At 40.7% G+C, this 20,587-nt stretch carries 17 protein-coding genes and 1 tRNA gene; 5 read left to right on the top strand and 13 right to left on the bottom strand.

The genetic code is table 11. From position 1 onward, the window contains the following. Positions 1 to 60: 60 nt before the first annotated feature. From QOL44_RS09840 to rsmI, 10 genes are all read right to left on the bottom strand, one after another. Positions 61 to 2,571 carry an ATP-dependent Clp protease ATP-binding subunit gene (locus QOL44_RS09840; RefSeq protein WP_009058279.1) on the bottom strand — a complete coding sequence of 837 codons (2,511 nt, stop codon included), beginning with the start codon at positions 2,569 to 2,571 and terminating at the stop codon, positions 61 to 63. A gap of 19 nt (positions 2,572 to 2,590) precedes the next feature. After that, entirely contained in the window at positions 2,591 to 3,688 is a 1,098-nt protein-coding gene (locus QOL44_RS09835; RefSeq protein ID WP_009058281.1) for a protein arginine kinase, read from the bottom strand. A gap of 94 nt (positions 3,689 to 3,782) precedes the next feature. Beyond that, positions 3,783 to 5,057 (bottom strand): histidinol dehydrogenase, encoded by a 1,275-nt coding sequence (hisD, locus tag QOL44_RS09830; RefSeq protein ID WP_228343188.1) that lies wholly within the window; start codon positions 5,055 to 5,057, stop codon positions 3,783 to 3,785. Further along, positions 5,054 to 6,616: a glutamine-hydrolyzing GMP synthase gene (gene guaA / locus QOL44_RS09825; protein ID WP_009058284.1), complete on the bottom strand. Its 1,563-nt coding sequence runs from the start codon at positions 6,614 to 6,616 to the stop codon at positions 5,054 to 5,056. The genes hisD and guaA overlap by 4 nt, the downstream gene beginning before the upstream one ends. Positions 6,617 to 6,780: 164 nt before the next feature. Beyond that, positions 6,781 to 7,956 carry a GuaB3 family IMP dehydrogenase-related protein gene (locus QOL44_RS09820; protein ID WP_009058286.1) on the bottom strand — a complete coding sequence of 392 codons (1,176 nt, stop codon included), beginning with the start codon at positions 7,954 to 7,956 and terminating at the stop codon, positions 6,781 to 6,783. Positions 7,957 to 8,197: 241 nt separating this feature from the next. After that, on the bottom strand, positions 8,198 to 8,995 hold the full coding sequence (locus QOL44_RS09815; protein WP_009058287.1) for a hypothetical protein: 798 nt from the start codon (positions 8,993 to 8,995) through the stop codon (positions 8,198 to 8,200). Next, positions 8,982 to 9,434 (bottom strand): biopolymer transporter ExbD, encoded by a 453-nt coding sequence (locus QOL44_RS09810; protein WP_134372742.1) that lies wholly within the window; start codon positions 9,432 to 9,434, stop codon positions 8,982 to 8,984. The genes QOL44_RS09815 and QOL44_RS09810 overlap by 14 nt, the downstream gene beginning before the upstream one ends. Further along, a complete protein-coding gene (locus QOL44_RS09805) occupies positions 9,391 to 10,161 on the bottom strand; it encodes a MotA/TolQ/ExbB proton channel family protein (RefSeq protein WP_009058289.1) in 771 nt (256 codons plus the stop codon). The genes QOL44_RS09810 and QOL44_RS09805 overlap by 44 nt, the downstream gene beginning before the upstream one ends. A 107-nt stretch (positions 10,162 to 10,268) precedes the next feature. Continuing rightward, on the bottom strand, positions 10,269 to 10,712 hold the full coding sequence (locus tag QOL44_RS09800) for a hypothetical protein (RefSeq protein WP_009058290.1): 444 nt from the start codon (positions 10,710 to 10,712) through the stop codon (positions 10,269 to 10,271). Positions 10,713 to 10,808: 96 nt separating this feature from the next. Beyond that, positions 10,809 to 11,570 carry a 16S rRNA (cytidine(1402)-2'-O)-methyltransferase gene (rsmI, locus tag QOL44_RS09795; protein WP_009058291.1) on the bottom strand — a complete coding sequence of 254 codons (762 nt, stop codon included), beginning with the start codon at positions 11,568 to 11,570 and terminating at the stop codon, positions 10,809 to 10,811. A 165-nt stretch (positions 11,571 to 11,735) separates the two neighbouring features. Here rsmI and QOL44_RS09790 point away from each other — a divergent pair. The 3 genes from QOL44_RS09790 to QOL44_RS09780 all read left to right on the top strand — a co-directional run bounded on the left by QOL44_RS09790 (position 11,736) and on the right by QOL44_RS09780 (position 12,985). Further along, positions 11,736 to 11,817: transfer RNA gene (locus QOL44_RS09790), tRNA-Leu, on the top strand. Positions 11,818 to 11,970: 153 nt separating this feature from the next. Continuing rightward, entirely contained in the window at positions 11,971 to 12,171 is a 201-nt protein-coding gene (locus QOL44_RS09785) for a hypothetical protein (RefSeq protein ID WP_283401181.1), read from the top strand. A gap of 19 nt (positions 12,172 to 12,190) precedes the next feature. Beyond that, the gene (locus tag QOL44_RS09780) at positions 12,191 to 12,985 is read left to right on the top strand and encodes a class I SAM-dependent methyltransferase (RefSeq protein WP_009058292.1); all 795 of its coding nucleotides are present in this window, start codon (positions 12,191 to 12,193) and stop codon (positions 12,983 to 12,985) included. Positions 12,986 to 12,992: 7 nt separating this feature from the next. Here QOL44_RS09780 and QOL44_RS09775 read toward each other — a convergent pair whose 3' ends face one another. Both QOL44_RS09775 and glgP read right to left on the bottom strand, forming a co-directional pair. Further along, positions 12,993 to 14,363: an AsmA family protein gene (locus tag QOL44_RS09775; protein ID WP_009058293.1), complete on the bottom strand. Its 1,371-nt coding sequence runs from the start codon at positions 14,361 to 14,363 to the stop codon at positions 12,993 to 12,995. A gap of 17 nt (positions 14,364 to 14,380) precedes the next feature. Then, positions 14,381 to 16,900, bottom strand: coding sequence for an alpha-glucan family phosphorylase (gene glgP / locus QOL44_RS09770; RefSeq protein ID WP_009058294.1), 2,520 nt, complete (start codon positions 16,898 to 16,900; stop codon positions 14,381 to 14,383). Between the two features lie 167 nt (positions 16,901 to 17,067). Between glgP and QOL44_RS09765 the strand changes: the two genes are divergently transcribed. Together QOL44_RS09765 and QOL44_RS09760 are read left to right on the top strand one after the other, a co-directional pair. Beyond that, on the top strand, positions 17,068 to 17,730 hold the full coding sequence (locus QOL44_RS09765; protein WP_009058295.1) for a Ca2+/H+ antiporter (fragment): 663 nt from the start codon (positions 17,068 to 17,070) through the stop codon (positions 17,728 to 17,730). After that, the gene (locus QOL44_RS09760) at positions 17,708 to 18,202 is read left to right on the top strand and encodes a Ca2+/H+ antiporter (fragment) (protein ID WP_009058296.1); all 495 of its coding nucleotides are present in this window, start codon (positions 17,708 to 17,710) and stop codon (positions 18,200 to 18,202) included. Before QOL44_RS09765 ends, QOL44_RS09760 begins: the two co-directional genes overlap by 23 nt. Positions 18,203 to 18,217: 15 nt before the next feature. On the opposite strand, the gene metE is transcribed toward QOL44_RS09760, so the two are convergent. Continuing rightward, the gene (gene metE / locus QOL44_RS09755; RefSeq protein ID WP_009058298.1) at positions 18,218 to 20,581 is read right to left on the bottom strand and encodes a 5-methyltetrahydropteroyltriglutamate--homocysteine S-methyltransferase; all 2,364 of its coding nucleotides are present in this window, start codon (positions 20,579 to 20,581) and stop codon (positions 18,218 to 18,220) included. Between the last annotated feature and the right edge of the window lie 6 nt (positions 20,582 to 20,587).

Genomic DNA, 20,587 nt, shown 5'->3' with positions numbered 1-20,587 from the left:
GAAAGCAGTTACGATGAAATTTAAAGGGGCGAAGAAGGAATCGCCCCTTTTTTTAAACATTTAGACAGCTGATTCAACTTGGGATTGAGTCGAAGATTCATTTTGGGAAGGTTTCGGAGTAAAGATTAGCATTCCCTCCCGTGCATCAATCTCAACGACTGTGGCTTCGGCTAATTTACCTTTGAGCAATTCTTCGGCGATAGCATTTTCCACATATTTCTCAACAGCTCTTCTCAAAGGTCTTGCGCCATAGGCTGGTTCATATCCCTTTTCAATCAAGAAATCGATGGCTGCATCTGTGAGAAGAATGCTCAATTTGCGACTCTTCAGTCTTTCGGCCACTTTATTAACTTCCAAATGAACGATTTTGATCATGTCTTCTCTGGTAAGCGATCTGAAGACAATAAGATCATCAACCCTGTTTAAAAACTCTGGTTTAAAAGTCTTTTTAACGGTTTCCAGCATTCTTTCCTTCATTTGCTCATAGGAAATCTCATCCTGCTTTGTTCGGAAACCAAGCACGCCTGGTTTCAACCCCATCTCAGCACCGACATTGGATGTCATGATGATGATGGTATTTCTAAAGTCAATCTTTCTACCAAGGCTATCCGTAACAATTCCATCCTCGAGAATTTGCAAGAGGATATTCCAAACATCCGGATGCGCTTTCTCTATCTCATCAAAAAGAACAACCGAATAGGGTCTACGCCGAATTTTTTCGGTTAACTGTCCTCCTTCCTCATAACCAACATATCCAGGCGGAGAACCGATGAGTCGAGAGACATTGAACTTTTCCATGTACTCGCTCATGTCAATCTGTATGAGGGCGTCAGCACTGCCAAAAACATATTCGGCTAATGTTTTTGCCAGCATAGTTTTGCCTACACCCGTTGGTCCAAGGAATATAAAGGACCCAATGGGTCTTTTGGGATCTTTAAGATCAGCCCTTGAGCGCTGTAAAGCTCTACTCAGCGCCTCTATGGCCTCATCCTGACCAATCACCCTCTTTCTCAATTCTTCGCCAACATTGAGAAACTTATCCTGATCATTCTGAGTGATCCGAGTAATAGGAATCCCTGTCCACTTCGAGACAATTTGCATCATATCGTCTTCAGTGATGGTTGTCTCCTTTTCGTCTCGCCGTTTCTTCCATTCGGCAATCCGTTGTTCGAGCTTTTCTTTAAGCTCTCTCTCTTTGTCTCTCAATGCTGCAGCCTTTTCAAAATTTTGAGCCTTAATGCACTCATCTTTCTTGGCTCTAATTGCAAGCAGCTCGTTTTCAAGATCTTTTAATTCAGGTGGCCTCATTGTTGCAGCAATTCTAGCCCTAGCCCCAGCTTCGTCCATGATGTCGATAGCTTTATCAGGTAAGAATCTTCCCGTAAGATATCTATCCGAAAGGCGGACGGCAGTATCAATAGCCTGATCGGTAAACTTGGCTTTATGATGCGCTTCGTATTTTGGTTTGAGTCCATGCAAAATCTGAATCGTTTCTTCAACGCTTGGGGCTTCCACAAGAACGGTTTGAAATCTTCTTTCCAAAGCCGCGTCTTTCTCTATGTATTTGCGATATTCTGAAAGAGTGGTTGCTCCTATGCATTGTAATTCCCCACGTGACAATGCTGGTTTAATGATATTGGAAGCATCCATCGCTCCTTCTGCAGAACCGGCCCCCACAATCGTATGCAATTCATCAATAAAAAGGATAATGTTTTTGGCCTTGCGGATCTCCTCCATCACCGCCTTAATCCTTTCCTCAAATTGTCCTCTGTATTTTGTTCCGGCGACCATTAGGGCTAAATCCAAAGTGATTACCCTTTTATCTCTCAACAGATCGGGAACATTTTCATTGGCGATTTCCTGGGCTAATCCTTCGACAATGGCCGTTTTCCCCACGCCCGCTTCACCTATAAGCACAGGATTGTTTTTTGTCCTTCTGCAAAGGATCTGCATCACTCGTTCGATCTCGTTTTTTCTTCCAATCACTGGATCAAGTTCCCCACGACGCGCCAGTTCTGTTAAATCTCTACCAAAAGCTTTCAAAGCGGGTGTTTTCACTTCCTTCTTTGAGGTTGTTTCGGTAGTCCCAGCAAAAGCTGGTTCAGGATTTTCTTCTTCTCCACTGGCAGAGAAATTAGGATCTAATTCCTTTAAAATCTCATTGCGCACTCGTTCCAGATCGATATCGAGATTTTTGAGGATAGTGGCTGCCACGCCCTCACCTTCTCGAAGCAGTCCCAAAAGAATATGCTCCGTTCCTACATAGCTATGGTTCAGGGCTTTTGCTTCTTTGCTGGCTAAAGCCAAAACTTTCTTCACACGAGGCGTGTAAGGAATAGGCGTCGTCGGCTTGCCTTCAGAAGGGACAGAACCTATTTTTTTCTCTATTTCGATTCGTACAGTTTCCAGATCTACTCCAAGTTTTTGGAGGACATTAATAGCTACTCCTTGGGCAAGTTTAATTAAACCAAGCAAAAGATGCTCAGTGCCCACATGGTTGTGCCCAAACCTTTCGGCTTCCTGTCTGGCAAGTGCCAATACTTGTTGTGCTCTAGGCGTAAAGTTTGTCATTTTGAGATAGCCTCCTACTTTAATGATGATAAGGAAACTGTAAATGTCTTGTATCTGGAGAAGGAAAATTTTTAAATTTTTCCCTTAAGAAATCAGCTCGTAACTGATCTCTTTCCTCCGAAGAAAGTTTCCTCTCATAAGCCATTTGTAAATGAGCTGGCTGAATTTTTATCAAACACTCATCAATAATCATTCTATAATTTTCTGGAAACATCCCTAAATCAATCCCCAAACGAACGACTGATAACAAATTCAATGTTTCTTTAGAAGTAATTATATACGAATTTTGTAAAATTCCAAATGCTCTGCTTACCTGATCCAATATAAATTTAGGCTTTTCTTGTAAAAGTTTTTGCCGAGCATTTTCTTCATGCTGAATTATCTGGGTAATTACTTTATGCAACCTCTCTAAAATTTCCTCTTCACTCTCCCCAAGGGTCATCTGATTGGAAATCTGGAATAAATTTCCCAATGCTTCCGTTCCTTCTCCAAATAAACCTCGAACGGCTAATCCAATTCTATTAACCGCTTTTACTATTTGGCTTATCTGTTCGCTCAACACGAGTGCCGGAAGGTGCATCATGGCGGAGACCCTTAAACCAGTTCCCACATTCGTAGGACAGGCGGTTAAATAGCCTAATTTTGTAGAAAAGGCAAATTCAAGTTTCTCATCCAGTTCATCATCTATTTTTTCAGCAAGTTTCCAGGCCGCTTTTAGTTGCAAGCCAGATTTGAAAGTCTGTATCCGTAAATGATCTTCTTCGTTGATCATTATAGAAACCGAACGGGAGGAATTGACAGCCAACCCACTTCCAACATTTTTGGCTGCGTGTTCTCTGCTGATAAGATGTTCTTCTACGAGCACCTGCTTTTCCAATGGAGAAAAACGGTCCATGGAATCTACAATCGCTAAGGGCTTCATTTCCCCAAGGGAGGAGACTTCAGGAAGCGTAATTGATAATATTCTTATCCGTTCGTTCTTCCTAGCCCATCCAGGGAATGGAAACCGATTGAGATTTCTTGCAATGCGAACTCTGCTTGAAACAACAATCTTGTTGTTGCCCTCTCCAGAATGCAGCCACTCACTGGGAGAAGAGATTAAAGAATTTATTTTCACTTCATAGTAAAATAATAAAGATTGAGCCAATGCGCAACAACATCAAGAAGGATTTCTTTGAAAGATGCAAAGAAATTATTCAAGAAAAAAAGGATTATTTTTTCCTTCTTCTTATTTTAATCGATGCTCCATGGGCATCAAGAGATTCGATTGTAGCGAAAGATTCTAAAAAGGGGGACACTTTTAACAGGGCCTTTTTTGAATATTCGATCAGGCTAGTTCTTTTGTAGAACTGTGATAAGGTAAGACCACTAAAGGATTTTGCCCCACCCCCAGTGGGAAGTGTGTGGCTTGGCCCAGCTAAAAAGTCTCCTGCAGCAACTGCAGAATACGGTCCAAGATAGATTGCCCCGCAATTTTTTAATCTAAAAAGAAATTTTTTAGGAGAAGGAATTTGTAAGCTCAGATGTTCAGGAGCGAAATCTTCTATGAGCTCAATTCCTTCATCCAGAGAAGCAACTTGAACAAAGTAGGCATGATGAGAGAGTACTTCCATTAGAATATGTTTTCTTTGCAAGGAAATAAGCTGTTGATTTATCGCTTCTATAACTGATTGCAATAATGAATCATCGGGAGTAACAAATAAAATTTTACTGGAAGGGCCGTGTTCGGCTTGAGCAAGGAGATCAGCAGCAATAAACTCTGGATTGGAACCACTAGAAGCCAACACGGCAATTTCGCTTGGACCAGGTAATAGATCGATGGCTACGGTTCCTACTACCTGTCTTTTTGCTTCAACAACATAGGCATTCCCAGGTCCGAATATCTTTTCGACTTTTCTAATGCTTTCGGTGCCAAAAGCTAAAGCACCTATGGCTTGAATGCCTCCAATCTGATAGAGTTCGGTCGCTCCAGAATATTCAATAGCAAAATGAAGAATCGGATTAATTGGGGGAGGGGACACAACGACAATTTCTTTAACCCCGGCAGTCTTAGCAATGCATACAGTCATCAATGCCGTTGAAACAAGTGGAGCAGTTCCTCCTGGCACGTAGACACCTATTCTTTGGAAAGGACTGTAAATTTCTCCAACTCGAGCCCCTTCCACGTTTCTTATAGACCAATTTTTGGTTTTGGAAGCCTTTGCAAACAAAGTTATGTTTTTCTTTGCCCAGCGTAGGGCATCTATAACTGGTTTGGGAGGGGCAGAGGGCTTCTTTGTGATTCTAAAAGATTGTGGCTCTATAGATTGTTTGTCGAACTGCTCAGTATATTGACTAACGGCTTTATCCCCTCTGTGCAGAACTTCTTCCAGAACTGTCTTTACTTTTTCTTCAATTTCTTTCGAAGAAAGATAAGTACGCGAGAGCGCTTTTTTCTTTTGATTCCAATCTGGATCGGAAAAACGTAGAATTTTAAAATCAATCATTCCCATTCTATGGTTGCAGGCGGTTTTGAAGAAATATCGTAAACGACGCGATTGACTCCTTCAACTTCATTTATAATTTTATTAGCTATCCTAGATAAAAGTTCTGGAGGTAACTTGGCCCAATCGGCAGTCATGCCGTCTATGCTTTCTACCACTCTTAGGGCGATAGTAAAGTCATAGGTTCGTCTATCTCCCATGACTCCTACAGAGCGGACAGGCAAAAGCACTGCAAAAGCCTGCCATACTTTCTCATAGTAGCCAGCCTTTTTTATTTCTTCGATGACAATCGCATCGGCATCTCTAAGAATCCGTAGATTTTCTTCTCGAATTGGAGCTAAACAACGAACCGCTAATCCTGGTCCTGGAAAAGGATGCCGATAGAGCAGCTCGTGAGATAAACCAAGTAACGTCCCAACCTTTCTAACTTCATCCTTGAAAAGAAATCGTAGAGGTTCTATGAGCTTGAAAGGAAGTCTTTTGGGTAATCCTCCAACGTTATGATGGCTTTTTATTAGGCAAGCCCCTTTTCGACCAGAATGCGCACTTTCGATGATATCTGGATATAAGGTTCCCTGCGCAAGAAATTTGGCTTCTCCAACACTTTGTGCCGCCCGTTCGAAAACCCGAATAAACAGATTGCCAATGATCTTCCTTTTTCTTTCTGGATCGGCAACATTTCTTAATTTGATCAAAAATTCCTTCGAAGCATCAAAGCAATGTATTTTGATTCCAAGGTTTCGGCGCATGAGCTCTGAAATTATTTGGGCTTCGTTTTTTCGTAAAAGGCCTGTATCCACAAAAATGGGATAGAGTCTTTCCCCTATGGCTTTATGAATAAGGGCTGCGGTTACCGAAGAATCTACCCCACCACTGATGCCTAGAATGACTCTTTCTTTGCCCACTTTCCGTTTAATCTCCTCAATACTTTCTTCAATAAAAGAACCAAGATTCCAGTTAGCCGTGGCATGACAGATTTCAAATAGAAAATTTGCTAATATTTTTTCTCCATGCTCAGTATGAGTGACTTCCGGATGGAATTGAAGACAATAGATGTTCTTTTTAAGATTGCAGATTGCTGCATGCGGTTCATCAGCCGTAAAAGCAATAACTTCAAAATCTTCAGGCATTACACTGACTCTGTCACCATGGCTATTCCAAACGGTCAAATGAGAGGGGAGTCCTTCAAAAAGCCTTGTTGGATTGATAATCGAAAGGGAAGTACGACCATATTCACCTTGCTCTCCTTTTTCAACCTTTCCTCCGAAATGAGAGGCTATCCATTGATAGCCATAGCAGATGCCAAGGATGGGAACTCCAAGTTCGAAGATGCGATTATCAAAAGTAGGAGCTGCTTCTTCAAGAATACTTGAGGGTCCACCCGAAAGGATAATGCCTGCTGGAGAAAGTTCACATAACTCTTGAAAAGAACTTTCCCAAGAAAGGATAGTTGAGAAGACGCCAAGATCCCTGATTCGACGTGCAATAAGCTGCGTATATTGGGACCCAAAATCTATGATAGCTATGGATCCCTTTTCAGGCAAAAGCTTGGGGTTTTTCATGACTCAAAAGACTACCCTTCTTCCTTTTCTTTATGCACACAAGAATAAGAGGCCCGGTGTGCTTCTTTTCAGGATGCCATTTTTCCTATTCCTTGGCGTTGCCCTGGAGAGCCTTCGGCTCTCTTTTTTTATTCGAAATAAGGTTCCTACAACAAAAGGCATCATTATCTCCCCATGCCCACCGATTGAATCATTTGAAAAAGCTTTCCTTCGGACTGAATACTCGGAGCAATGATAATTTCGGCTTCTTGAAATTGTTTTATAGTTGCAGCACCGACATTTCCCATGGATGTCGCGAGGGCTCCAACCAGATTTTGAGAACCATCATCCACAGTAGCTGGACCATAAAGGATTTGGGAAAGCGGTCCAGATATTCCCATTCGAATCAATGTGCCTCGTGGCAGATTCGCATGGGGAGTGGCCATTCCCCAATGACATCCTTTGCCAGGAGCCTCTTCGGCTCGGGCAAAAGCAGAACCAATCATGACAGCATCCGATCCACAGGCAATGGCTTTGCAAAGATCTCCGCCTCTTCGCATACCACCATCGGTAATGATTGGAACATAGCGGCCTGTTTTTTTGTAATAGGCATCTCTAGCTGCAGCAGCATCGACTGTGGCGGTGACTTGTGGCACGCCAATACCAAGCACTCCCCTTGAGGTACAGGCAGCTCCTGGACCAACACCAATTAATACACCACTGACTCCGCAGTCCATCAATTCGAGGACTACATTATAAGTCACGGCGTTGCCTACAAGCACAGGAATACGCATATTTTTGCAAAATTGCTTTAAATCCAGGGTTTTATATCGGGTTGAAATATGCCTGACTGTGCTTACGGTAGATTGAACAATATAGAGATCAGCTCCAGCTTCTTGCGCAATGTATCCATAGGTTTCGGCAGTTTGAGGAATAGATGAAACCGCCGCAATGGCATTGCCCTTTTTAAGCTCTTCGATTCTTGCAACGATGAGTTTTTCTTTGACAGGAGCAGAATAAATTTTTTGAAGGAGTTCGGTTACCTTATTCTGGTCGCATTTTATGATTTCATTAATGACTTCTTGAGGATTTTCATAGCGCGTTTGAATCCCTTCAAGATTGATGACTCCAATCCCCCCCAATCGGCTCATTTCAATACAAAATCGAGGGTCTGTCACCCCATCCATGGCACTTGCTAAAATTGGGATTTTTAATTTGATAGTTTTGCCTGAAGGATGGGTAATTTCAAAGCTAGTATCGACTTCCTCAGGATTAATAGTGACCTCTCCTGGGACTAATGAAATCTCGTCAAATCCATAACAGACTCTTGCTTTTCGATTTCTTCCTATCCACATGCCCATTTTATTACCTCCACTATTAATTAAACTTTCATTTCAACATTTTGAATAGCATTGCATCTTGGACACCGTAATGTTATTTGTCCAGGTTCGAGTTCTACTTTTTCTTGGCAGAACCGGCAAATAAAAATGCGCCGCTTTTCCAAGCGACGCCTCTTGGAATAAAAAAAAAGCCATAAAATGAATAGAAAAGCAAGTGAAAGAGTTGCATAGAAAAAAAAAGCTTCAGATAAAGTGATTCGCATCATGGGACTGCCTCATTGCGAGTCTGAGCATTGTCACTATAGCTCCAAAAAATTTTTATCTTTCCCCATACGGTTCTTTTCGATAGAGGATCTGGAGCAAAATGGAGCTTACGCACTTCTGATAGAGCTAGTAGATCAGCCTGTTCGTTGCCGCAACTTTCTTCTAGAAGGGCATTATGGACGATACCATCTGGTTCTACAGAAATGACCAGTTTCGTTATTCTTGCTTCGGATAAAAGATTAGTGGTGATTTTAGGTAGTTCCCAAGATGAAAGCAGTCTTTTTTTTAAGATCTCATCAAAAAAAGCAATGGATTTCTTGGGCATCACCGGTAGGACTTTTCCAAATGAAGGCCTTTCTTTCGATAAAGGAAAACTTTTAGCGCATTGATCCAAAGACACAGTCTTTGTTTTTAAAAAATCAACTTCTTTATCAGGTGGAATTAGAGCGGGTGGAGGAAAATTGGTTTTTGCAAGCAACAGATGGGGTTGGATCATGCTATGGTTTCTTTTTTCATTGGCATTTGGATGGATGAGAGCGATTGGATCTCTATATTTTAAAAGGAAGTTGATCCTATTAGCTAGAAAAGGATCGAGGGTCGTATTGTGTGGAGAAAAAATGTATACGCGACTTTTGGGTAAAGGTTCTTGGAGTGGGGCCACATAGGTTACTTTACAAAACAGAAGAAAGAAAAAATGGAAGAGAATGGAAAAAATAATCCAAAAAAAGATAGAAGAAGTTTGGAGATAAAAAGGTCGATGAATTTTGTTTGTTTCAGATAAATTAATGTTCTGCATCGGGTTGAGTTGCCAGTAAAACAGATAGATTCTGAGCTAAAAAAAGGTTCGTTAATTCGATGATATAGGCCTGAGGCACTTCTTTGTCCGCTTTAATAATAACCATTTGGTTGGGATGCTGGGAGGCAAATTCTGGAATCATTTTTTTTAGGTCCTCAAAATTCAATTCTTGATCGTTGACATAGAAAAGAACTTCTCTTTTGGCAGAAAAGCCAGTAGATGTGTCCTTTTTTTCAGGTTCTAGAAAAACCGATACGATCAGATTGCTCAATGGAACACTGATCCCAAAGGGACTTTTAGGCAGTTCCACAATAATGCCAGGTAGGGTTACAAAGGAAGAACCGAGCAAGAAGAAAAAAAGGAGTAGAAGTATCACAGTGACCAATGGCACCGGATTAATTGTGCCGGTCATAAGGTTCAGTCTTGGGCGCAATTTCATTTGTTGCGTTGTCTTCTTCAAAACCCTGGTTATTTTGCCACCGGTATTCTATCAAGGCATGAATTAATTCGGTCGATACCCGTTCAATATCGCCAAGAATACCAGAGAGTCTTGTAATTAAAAAATTATAGGCGATCTGAGTGGGTATCGCAACGGATATTCCAGCAGCTGTGCTGACTAATGCCATCCATATGCCAGAAGCTAAATCGGTGACAGAAACAGTTCCAGAAGCTCTATTCATTGCCAAAAACGCCTCGATCATCCCATTGACGGTTCCTAAAAGACCCAAAAGAGGACTGATGGAAGCAATAGTTGAAAGAATCGGAAGGTGTGCTTCTAGTTTTGGAATTTCAAGTTGGGCAACATTTTTGGCTGCTTCCCTTAATTCTGATAAAGGCAGGTAGTGAAAGAGGAGAATCTGTCGAATCACCCGGCCTATCGGTCCATAAAAAGAGGAGGCCCGTAGAAGGGCCTCCTCGAAATTTCCTTTGTGAATTAAATTTTTAATTCCTGCTATCGATTCTTCGATGGGCAGTTCACACCGCCGGTACATAAACAGCCTTTCCAAAAAAACCCCTAAGCCCAAAACGCTGCAAAAGAGGATTGGCCACATGATCAATCCGCCTTTGTGCACAATGTCAAAAAGAGAGATAGCTTCTTGAATGACTCGAGGATTTTGTTTGGCGGCTAAAAAAAGCTGTGCGAATAGCCAAAAATCATCTTTCATTGCCTTTTAACGGTGCACTTTATGAGGAAAATTCTTTCCAATCATTTCCTTCTGATTCCACAATGTATGTATTGCAGTGAATCGTATGTAAACTTTTATTCCCACTTTTACCAAATAAAGGATTTAGATTGAGCAATAATCACGTTATTTTTTAATATAGAAAATCTCCAGGCAAAAACCGTTCCATTTGTAAAATAGGCATCACCAATAACCTTAAAAATCGAATCAATGGCTCCATGAGCATGGGGATAATAGATCGATTGGGACCATACTTCTTCTTTTGTCTTCAGCTGTCTGTATTCGAACCTTGCAGTGAGAGCTTCTGGTTTACCACTCTTTTTCCATGCGAAAATATAAATTTGACCTGCACGCGCCCGAAAATCCGATGGGACAATTGCTCCCCAGTTCCAATAGGCTCTTTCATAGATAAGAGATTGAAGCCCACCCGCTTTTAGTTTTTTGTCGTTAAGAATCTCAAGGACTTTGAGAATTTTTATATTTTTATCGGGAACGAAAGTTTCTTGTTCTTTTTTAAAAGCTTCTTCTCCCATCAACTGAAGGGAGAAAAAACAAAAGAGTAAGAAAAAAAATGAGTACTTAAGATAATATCTTAGCTTTACCATAAAAGAACATTGTCTACATCTGTCTTATGTTATATCAGTAGAAGGCTCTGTCGATCTTTTTTGCTGTTTTTTTCTTGCATATCCAAAACCATCGACGACGATACTAAATTCTCCTTTTATTTTTACAGATTGTAATTGAAACAACAGATCTTTTGGTCTCCCTCTGAAGACTTCCTCGAATTTTTTTGTCATTTCTTTTACGATGCAAAGCATGCAGTCTGGAATGGTTAGTTGAGCATCTTCTAAGGAGGAAATAAGTCTGTAAGGAGATTCAAAATATACAGAGGCGTAGGGTCTTTCTGCCGATTGGAGCCATTCAGCTTGTCTTGCTTTGGTTTTGATCGGTAAAAAACCGCCAAAATAAAATGGAGTGGTTTTGAACCCTGAAAGAAGGAGAGCCTGTAAAACAGCCGAGGGACCAGGAATGACTTCAAAAGGTATATTATTTTCGATGCATTTATGAATGAGCCTTTCTCCTGGATCAGAAATACAGGGCATGCCGGCTTCAGAAATAAGTGCGACTTTTTTTCCTTTGAGAAGGATGTTGAGGAGGCTAGAAGCTTTTTTTTCTTCGTTTATTTTATTATAGGTAAAGAGAGGTTTTTTGATTTCCCATTTTTGAATCAAAATGAGAGCCTTTCTGGTATCTTCGGCTGCGATAATATCGACTTCTTTCAATGTTTTAACCGCTTTATAGGTTATGTCTTCAAGATTTCCTATCGGTGTGCCAACGACAAAAAGCCTTCCGATGAGATTATTTCTTGTATTTTCTTGGCTCTGGCTCATCAAAAAATATCTTTTCGGCTGATATGGCAATTGGTAATATAATAGAGAAGGTTTCAGTCTGAATATTTTATTTTAGATAAATCCATTAAATCCTAGTTTGGGAGTAAAATAAGAGTTTTTTTTCGAATTCGTTTCTTTTTATTGTTTTTTAGAGGAAAAAATATTGGGCTTGTGGCGGAACTGGCAGACGCGCTAGACTTAGGATCTAGTGGGTAACACCGTGCGGGTTCAAATCCCGCCAAGCCCATAAAGATTTAAAAAGAGAATATTCCCCCACTTACTAGAAAGAAACTGAAAGCGTGCAATCTAGGTAATTGGAGTAGTCAATAGGCATTAGACAGGAATAGTGGAGAAGTTTTATGCTCTTTCTTATTCACTATTCTGCTTTAGGAAACAAGAATTGCATTCTGTCAAATCTTTTAAAAGACTAGAAAAGAAGGCATCTGTTGGCTCTAAATGGATTAAAATTTGTGCCGCTATTAGTATTAGAATGATTGATTCTTTTCATTCGAAAGAGCCGTCCAATCCCAAGCTTGTCTGGGAATCCATAACTGGATCATTATTGCCATTGCCATTGTGGATAATTGACGCAGACTATTAGTTTTGTTTTATTGTTTCTAATGAGCAAAACTGAAAACAATATTATTGAAAGTCAGCAGCGTTCCCGATCCCATTTTTCCTCATGTGCTTCTTACTATCAAAAGGGTCACATCCTGAAGAATACGGAGGATTTAGAAAAGACTTTTGAGGATATAAAGCTTCAAAAAGGAATGAAAGCATTGGATATAGCGACTGGTAATGGATATACGGCTTTTTTCCTTGCTGAACATGGTCTTGAGGTTACCGCATGTGATATAACTGAAAATATGCTTGAAGGAGCCAAAAAAACAGCCATTGAAAAAAACTATGACATAAAATTTGTACTCCACAGTGCAGAAAAGCTGCCGTATCCCAATGAATCTTTTGATCTGGTATGCTGCCGGTATGCAGCGCATCATTTTGGCGATCAGAAAGCTTTTGTGCGTGAATCTGCTAGAGTCCTTAAGAAAAACGGACTCTTCGTTTTGATTGATGGAACAGTTCCTAATGGAGCATCGGAAGCTTATGAGTGGTTAGACCGTGTCGAAAAACTGAGGGATTTCAGTCATGTGGGATATAGATTTGAAAGCGAATGGAAAGAATATTGTCGGGAGGCTGGTTTAGAACCTGTTAAATCCCTCTTTATTCCTTTTAAACAAGATGATATTGAATGGTATTTTCGCTCTGGAGGAACGTCTGTAGAAAACCAACAGGCCATTTACAAGATGGTGCAAGAAGCCTCGGAAAGAGTCAAAAAGGTTTTAAAAATTGGCTGGGAAGATGGAAAGCCTGTTTGGTGGTGGATTAAACTTGCATTAGTAGCTAGAAAAACGTAACCAGCTCCTAAGGAAAATTCGGAATGATGTTTCTGAAAATCCTTCCTGGAACCTGTCTTTGAATCTCTCTTTCGATTCCTTTTTTAATTATCCCCTGAACGGCCTGATTCAGACGTGGGGAAAAGTCTTCATGGATATCGTCAATGGTCCCAGAAAGATGGATTTCAGTCCAAAAAAACCTATCTGCACCAGCATTGAATAACTGTGCCCCTAATCCTGGAAGTTTTTGTATCCAGTCTGAACGAAGACCTAACATAAGAGTACCAGTCACGTTCTTTTCAACGAGAGTCACCCATCCGGTAAGCTTCATTGTGTCTTCGGATTGCCAATCAATGTGATGGAGCTTGATGGTGTTAGGTTCTAGAGTGACTAAGAAGTGGGCTACAGTAAGTGGAATATCTTCAAGACGGTGGAGATTTAAAAAAGAATCTATATTAGTTAGAAACGTTAAATGGACAAGACGTCCTTGATCAATAAACATCTCCCCCTCTCCATGATAAGTTTTTGCAATATCGCTCTCCGCGTTTAGTCCGATATTGCCACGTAAATAGCCTTTGAGTTCATTACGTAAAGACCCAAACAAAATGGAATCGAGTGGGATCTGATGTAAAGAGAGGTTCAAATGAGTTTTTTGAGGAGGTACCAGGGCCAATACTCCTTGAATTAGAACAGTGGCTTTGGGATCGGACTTAAGATGTAAGGTAGCATCAGAAACTTCAAAAGATGTCTTAGTCAAGAGCCCTTTGATATTTTCGAGAGCCAATTCTGGGAGCGATCTTAACAGAAGAACACCTCGGTGGGCATTGATATCCCAATTTTCTTCTTTTGGCCGGACATTGAGTTCCATGCCATTAACTTGTCCACCTCCTCCCATTGTTGCTGGCCAACTAAGACTGAGGTTTTTGATAGAAATCTTTTCAATCGATACCGTTTTTTCTTTATTATTTTTTAAAGCGGCAGCAGTTGGCAGGTTTTCAGTTTTCCTTTCGGGAGGAAGTTCAGGATTTTGTAAAACAACAGAGAGATCGCCAAGTTCTATGGAACGAATAATCCAGGGACGCCCAAAAATTCCTATAGATCTTAATTGAACAGTCAAGGGCGCAATGGCAATGGAGGCAATGGGTGACTCTTTCTTTCCTTTTCCTTTATAGGAGCTTGTTTCTAATCCGAATCCATAAAACATAAAAGGCTCAAAACTGCCCGTAATAGCTGTATATTTTTCGACAATCTTTGAGGCATAATCAGCGAAAACTTTGCTTTTAACGATTACATTAACCCACCAGATGAAGCCAAAAGCTCCAAGAACCAAAATCGCAAAAAAAATAAGGAAGAAAAGAAGAATAGGGCTAACCCTCTTTTTTTTTCCCTGTTGTTTCATTTATAAAAATTTTTAAACTACCTATACCATAGAATTTCTGTGGCTTCAGTAGGCAGAAACGCATTGGGATGGTAGGGTCTAATTCTTGGAGTAAAATCTCCTGGATTTCTGTCTGTAACCACTACAAGTTTATAGTTAAATCCATTTAAAGCACCCACCAAAGGCTCAGCTCTGTCCATCATATTACAAAACGCTGGGGCATTGTCTTTTTCATCCGCATATAATTCAACGGCAACCCAATCAGGGGGGATCTCATCAAGATAAACTTGAACAGTAAATTGAATCTGGCCTTCGGTTTGATCAAAACTAAAGTTTCCGAAATGGATGGCATGCCAATGGGAAGCAATCGTTCTTTTCCAGGCCTCTAATTCTCGGCTGAGATTCCACTCTTTTGCTTTTCTTTTTTCAGCTGCATGACAAAGGGGAATATAATAGTCGGTGGTATATTCTCTTACCATCCTGTTGGTGGAAAAATAAGGGGTAAGCCGAGAGATACTTTCTCGCATCATATTGACCCATTTTTTAGGAATTCCACGTTCGTCTCTTTCATAAAATGCAGGAATTACTTCATTTTCCAAAATAGAATAAAGTTGGTTAGCTTCAAAAGCATCCCAAGCTGGATCGTTATCATGCTCTTGGCCATCTCCAATAGCCCATCCTAATTCTGGGGCGTATGCTTCAGCCCACCACCCATCCAATTCGGATAAATTTAGTCCACCATTGGCTAGAACTTTCATTCCACTTGTTCCGCTTGCTTCCCAAGGCCTTCTTGGATTGTTTATCCAAAGATCAATTCCTTGGACCAAATCCAGGGCCAGTCTCATGTCATAATCTTCAACGAAAACCACCCGATTATGAAGCTCTTTTCTGGCAACAAAATCAGTCCATTCCTTAATCATCGCTTTACCGATACGATCTTGCGGATGGGCTTTGCCAGCTACCACCAATTGCACTGGCCTTTGCGGATGGGTAAGAATTTTTATCAGTCTTTCCTTATCATGAAGAAGCAGAGTAGGTCGTTTATAGGAAGCAAAGCGTCTTGCAAAACCAATTGTGAGCACATTAGGGTCGAACAAACAGACGCATTGGGACATCGTATGCTCCTGTTTTCCTAGCATGGCACAATGACAACGGGATCTTTTCCGCAAGGAGAGGATGAGCTTAAGTCGATTTTTTTTCCTCCATTCTAGCAAGGTACAGTCATTGGCAGATCGAAATTTATCTCCAAGGGTTTCTGTCGGTTGTCTCCAACGGTATTTGCCGCATATGCTGCTCCATAACTCATCAGTTTCCACTGAATGCCAGGTGGGTACATGAACTCCATTGGTAACCGATCCAACAGGTATTTGCCATGTTGGCCACCGAGGAAATAATCCCTGAAAAATTCTTTGGCTCACTTTTCCATGAAGTTTGCTGACTCCATTGGTAGCAGCAGAACCTCTGATGGCTAGATAGGCCATATTAAAAGGCTCCTCTTGCCCCCTGTATTGTTGTCCTAAAGCTAAAAGATCTTCAATAGGAACCTGTACCTCCTGTGCAAAATCGGAAAAGTATTTTTTAAATAGCGCAGGGCTAAACCGATCAAAGCCTGCTTCAACAGGGGTGTGGGTTGTGAAAAGATTGCCACAGCGTGTCGCCCAAAGAGCCGTCCAGAAAGAAGAAGATGGCATTTTTTTCATGCAGTCTTTGGCTCTTTCGAAAATGGCAAAGGCAGCATGACCCTCGTTGAGATGGCAAATGTTACAGTCTATGCCTAGCTGTGTAAGAAGTTTCCACCCACCCATTCCAAGGACGATCTCTTGCAAAATCCGCATCTCATTATCGCCTCCATACAAGGTCCCCGTAATGGTTCTATCTGAAGGGATGTTTGCTGGATCATTGCTATCCAGAAGATAGAGGAACACTCTTCCAACTTTTGCCCACCAAGATCGCAGGGTAACCATTCTTCCAGGAAGCTGGACTTGGACAGCGATCCATTCGCCCGATTCGTTTCTCAATGGGAATACAGGGAGGAGAGCCGGATCATTGTATGGATAAAATTCGATTTGTTCCCCGTTAGAATCAATCAATTGGCGAAAATAACCTTGTTGATAGAGCAGTCCAATGCCAACCACAGGAAGGCCCAGATCACTTGCCGCCTTTAAGTAGTCGCCAGCCAAAATCCCTAATCCACCTGAATAAATAGGCAACTCTTCTCCCAATCCAAATTCCATACTAAAGTAGGCGATGTTACCTTTGAAGTAAGGGAAGTTTGATTCAAACCACGTTTTTTCCTCAAAATAACGTTTTCTTTCTTCTAACTGGCAGCGAAAAAGAGAGAGAAATTCTTCATCTTGAGAAAGCTCCTTCATTTTTTCTTTAGATAGGCTTTCAAGAATAAACCAAGGATTGGAAGTGGTCTCCCAGAGTTGTGGATTGACTTTACGCCAAAGCCTTCTGGATCCCGAAACAGTATGCCATAGCATATCGGAGGCAATATCTTCTAAGCCTTTTAGTTCCTCAGGAAGATCGGGGAAAAGGTATTGCTGGGGGATCATTGAACTCACTCCTTTGTCTTTACAACATAAAAAATGTTGGAGGCGGAAAGTATTGAAAAATTTAGTTTTAGTTTTTAGTTTGTTCTGCCTATAGAAATTTTCTAAAGGTATCTCCTGTCTAAAAATATTAGAAAACAGTTAAAAAAACAATAAAAAGGGTTTGAGTAATGCTGCCTATAAGAAAAAGTCTATGGGGAAAAAAAAGTACCTTACTTTTTGCTAATAAGTCTGTTGTATTTTCAATCGTTTCTCTCTTTGTATTGCTTTTTTTTGTTAAAGGAAGACTGAGTACAATAAGCAATTTTCAGGAATTTTTAATTAGTTTTTTTTGGTTTTTTAGCCTCGTCTTGGCGAATTCTTTTGTTTCAGTTAAACATGCTGAAAAGCTAGCCAAGCATTATGGAGAACCTTATGGTTCTTTAATACTAACATTTGCTGCCACTGCTATAGAGTTCTCCTCTATTTGGGATATCATGTCTTCTGGGGAAAATTTAACCTTTGCTCGAGATACCATTTATTCGGTCATCATGATTATTCTTGGTGGCATGATTGGCACCGTTTTGCTTGTTGGGGGTATCTATCATAAGGAACAAAAAATTAATTTAGAGGGCGCAAGAGCTTTTATTAGTGTGATTGTGCCACTAGCGGTTCTCATTTTGATTCTTCCTAATTTCACTCGTTCGACCCCTGGCCCCATCTTTTCTAAATTTCAAACTCTTTTCTATATGTTTGCTTGTCTCTTTCTTTACTTGCTCTTTCTAGTGGTTCAGACGGTAAGGCATAGAAAATATTTTTTTTTTAGACGAAATGGAAGCCAATCCCCTTCCTAGGGAAAAGATTGATCCAAAAGCTTCCTTTCCCTTGTATCACGTCTTGATGCTTGTGGTTTCTTTGCTTTTCGTTGTTTTTTTTGCAGAAAAATTAGCTTTTCCAATCGAGTATGCTATTGAGAAGATGAAAGCTCCCAAAGTCGTAGGCGGCTTTTTAATCGCTCTGCTTGTGTTACTTCCTGAATCGCTTACTGCGATTGAAGCAGCAATTTGTAATGGGCTTCAACGATCGGTCAATATCCTTTTAGGATCGGTCTGTGCTACCATTGGTTTGACATTGCCCCTGATCCTTGCTTTCAGTCTGTTGAAAAGCTCTTCTCTTATCCTAGGGCTTGGTCAGGTCGAAGCGACCCTTCTTGTGTTAACTCTCCTCCTCTGCCAGATTACTTTTTCTGGAGGAAAAACCAATATTCTACAGGGAGCGGTACATCTGCTTCTCTTTTTTTCTTATCTTATCATGATGTTCGATTAATAGATTGGAGCCTCCTTATGGGGATTCTGCCATGGTTGGCTCTGCAGAAGCTTTCGAGGTAACTTCATTTCTTAAAATTCGTGCCGCTTCCACCATATTTTTTAAAGATGGGATCACTTCTTGATAACTTCGTGTTTTAAGGCCACAATCCGGGTTAACCCATAATGATTCTTTGGGTAAAGCAGATAGAGCTTTTCGCAAGGTAGCTAGCATCTCTTCTGTCGTTGGAATCCTTGGAGAATGGATATCCCATACACCAAGACCAATATCATTTGGATACCTAAATTTTGCAAAAGAGTTGATTAATTCAAAGCCAGATCGGGAAGCTTCCAGAGAAATCACATCTGCATCCAGCTTGGCTATCGCTTCAAGGATATCGCCAAATTCAGAATAACACATATGGGTATGAATTTGGGTAGAGTCTTCCACACAACAAGAAGCGATGCGGAAACTCTCAATAGCCCATTGAAGATAGTCTTCCCAGTCGATTTTGCGCAAAGGTAAAGCTTCTCTTAAAGCAGGTTCATCAATCTGAATGACTCCAATCCCATTTTTTTCTAGTTCTTTAACTTCTTCTCGTATAGCTAAGGCAATCTGCTTGGCTGTTATTTTTCTTGGCTGATCGTCTCTGGCAAAACTCCATTGTAAAATGGTAATGGGTCCAGTAAGCATGCCTTTCATGGGTTTTTTTGTGAGGGATTGGGCAAACTTAGACCATCGTATCGTCATAGCTTCTTTTCTGGATACATCCCCAAAAATGATTGGAGGCTTCACACAGCGAGATCCATAGCTTTGGACCCAACCGTTTTCCGTGATAAGAAACCCATTGAGTTTTTCACCGAAATATTCGACCATGTCCGTTCTTTCAAATTCGCCATGAACTAAAACGTCTAATCCGATTTCCTCTTGTAATTCTACCACCCGTTTTATCTCTTCTTCTATAAAAGTTTCATAGGCCTCTTGAGAGATAGATCCAAGCCGGAATCTTGAACGGATTCTTCTGATTTCTGTAGTTTGTGGGAAAGAGCCAATGGTAGTGGTCGGAAAAAGTGGTAGCTGCAGTTTTTTTTGTTGAAGTTCTTTTCTAACTCTATAAGGACTCTTTCTGGAAAGATCGGTTTCTTTTAGAGCTGCTAGCCTTTCATGAACGGTGGGATCATGAATTAGGCTGCTGGTCTTTCTTTTCTCAATTGCTTTCTGGTTCTCCTTGAACAGTTCATCATGCTGATAATTTTCCATTAGGGCTAGCCTGGAAAGAATGTTGAGCTCTTCCAATTTTTCATCGGCAAATGCAAGACAGGCTCTAAGTTCTTCGTTTAATTTTTTTTCGGTTTGAAGACTTACAGGTACAAAATGAAGCGAACAGGAAGGGGCAAGCCAGAGCGATTCACTTGGAATATAATCAAGAGCGCTATGAATAACTTTCAACGATTTGGAAAAATCGTTTTTCCAAATATTTCTTCCGTCGACGATGCCAAGGGAAAAAACTTTGTTTTTATCCCAGTTCTGCAGCAAACCGTAGAGTTCCTGTCCACCTCGAGTCCAATCGTAATGGAGACCATCGATGGGAATGGAAACGACTATTTCTCTATTTTCTTTCAAAGGGCCAAAATAGGTAGCCAAAAGAATTTTTAGCGCTGGTACTTTCTGTTTAAGCCTAGGGTAAACATCATAAAAGGCTTTCTGCCATTCTGTGGGAATATCAAGGGTCAAAATTGGTTCGTCGAACTCTATCCAATCGGCCCCAAGGCTATAGAATTCCTTCAGGATTTCTTCATAGATAGGAAGAATCTTCTCGAAAAGCTCAGCATTTTTTATCGATGGATCCTTTTTTTTACCTAAAAAGAGGAGGGAAATAGGTCCTAAAAGAATCGGTTTAGAAAGATAGCCAAGATATTTTGCTTCTTTAAACTCCTCGAACGGTTTTGAGGAACCTAATGAAAAATGCTGATCTTTTTCAAATTCAGGGACGATATAATGATAATTGGTATCAAACCATTTGGTCATCTCCATGGGGTGAGGCATGGTGTTTGCTTCTGCTAGGCTTGCTTTTTCCATACCTCTGGCCATCGTAAAAAGAAGATCTAGGGAAATAGGACCATTCCCTCTTTTAAACCGGCTCGGTACTGCTCCTATGAGGCAGATCGCATCTAAAACATGGTCATAAAAACTAAAATCGTTGGTTGAGACAATAGATATTTGAGCGTTGCGTTGCTTTTCCCATCCCTCCTGTTTAATAGTTTTTGCTGTCTGAATGAGGTCATGCAGTGAGCTTTCCCCTTTCCAATACGCTTCTAAAGCAAATTTTAGTTGCCTATTCGATCCAATCCTTGGATATCCAAGAATATGGGTATGGAGACGATTGTTAGTGTATGTCATGGTTTT

This window comes from Candidatus Methylacidiphilum fumarolicum (genome assembly GCF_949774925.1).
GTDB lineage: Bacteria > Verrucomicrobiota > Verrucomicrobiia > Methylacidiphilales > Methylacidiphilaceae > Methylacidiphilum > Methylacidiphilum fumarolicum.
The sequence above is the reverse complement of the archived record's forward strand: the minus strand, read 5'-3'. Positions and strand labels throughout refer to the sequence as shown.

What these genes read in the sequence shown, in the direction of transcription:
- QOL44_RS09775 (WP_009058293.1), bottom strand. Translation starts at nt 14,363, where the DNA reads ATGAAACAACAGGGAAAAAAAAAGAGGGTTAGCCCTATTCTTCTTTTC.
- QOL44_RS09810 (WP_134372742.1), bottom strand. Translation starts at nt 9,434, where the DNA reads ATGAAATTGCGCCCAAGACTGAACCTTATGACCGGCACAATTAATCCG.
- metE (WP_009058298.1), bottom strand. Translation starts at nt 20,581, where the DNA reads ATGACATACACTAACAATCGTCTCCATACCCATATTCTTGGATATCCA.
- QOL44_RS09800 (WP_009058290.1), bottom strand. Translation starts at nt 10,712, where the DNA reads ATGGGAGAAGAAGCTTTTAAAAAAGAACAAGAAACTTTCGTTCCCGAT.
- QOL44_RS09820 (WP_009058286.1), bottom strand. Translation starts at nt 7,956, where the DNA reads ATGGGCATGTGGATAGGAAGAAATCGAAAAGCAAGAGTCTGTTATGGA.
- QOL44_RS09840 (WP_009058279.1), bottom strand. Translation starts at nt 2,571, where the DNA reads ATGACAAACTTTACGCCTAGAGCACAACAAGTATTGGCACTTGCCAGA.
- rsmI (WP_009058291.1), bottom strand. Translation starts at nt 11,570, where the DNA reads ATGAGCCAGAGCCAAGAAAATACAAGAAATAATCTCATCGGAAGGCTT.
- hisD (WP_228343188.1), bottom strand. Translation starts at nt 5,057, where the DNA reads ATGATTGATTTTAAAATTCTACGTTTTTCCGATCCAGATTGGAATCAA.
- QOL44_RS09805 (WP_009058289.1), bottom strand. Translation starts at nt 10,161, where the DNA reads ATGAAAGATGATTTTTGGCTATTCGCACAGCTTTTTTTAGCCGCCAAA.
- QOL44_RS09760 (WP_009058296.1), top strand. Translation starts at nt 17,708, where the DNA reads ATGGAAGCCAATCCCCTTCCTAGGGAAAAGATTGATCCAAAAGCTTCC.
- QOL44_RS09765 (WP_009058295.1), top strand. Translation starts at nt 17,068, where the DNA reads ATGCTGCCTATAAGAAAAAGTCTATGGGGAAAAAAAAGTACCTTACTT.
- glgP (WP_009058294.1), bottom strand. Translation starts at nt 16,900, where the DNA reads ATGATCCCCCAGCAATACCTTTTCCCCGATCTTCCTGAGGAACTAAAA.
- QOL44_RS09815 (WP_009058287.1), bottom strand. Translation starts at nt 8,995, where the DNA reads ATGCAGAACATTAATTTATCTGAAACAAACAAAATTCATCGACCTTTT.
- guaA (WP_009058284.1), bottom strand. Translation starts at nt 6,616, where the DNA reads ATGAAAAACCCCAAGCTTTTGCCTGAAAAGGGATCCATAGCTATCATA.
- QOL44_RS09780 (WP_009058292.1), top strand. Translation starts at nt 12,191, where the DNA reads ATGAGCAAAACTGAAAACAATATTATTGAAAGTCAGCAGCGTTCCCGA.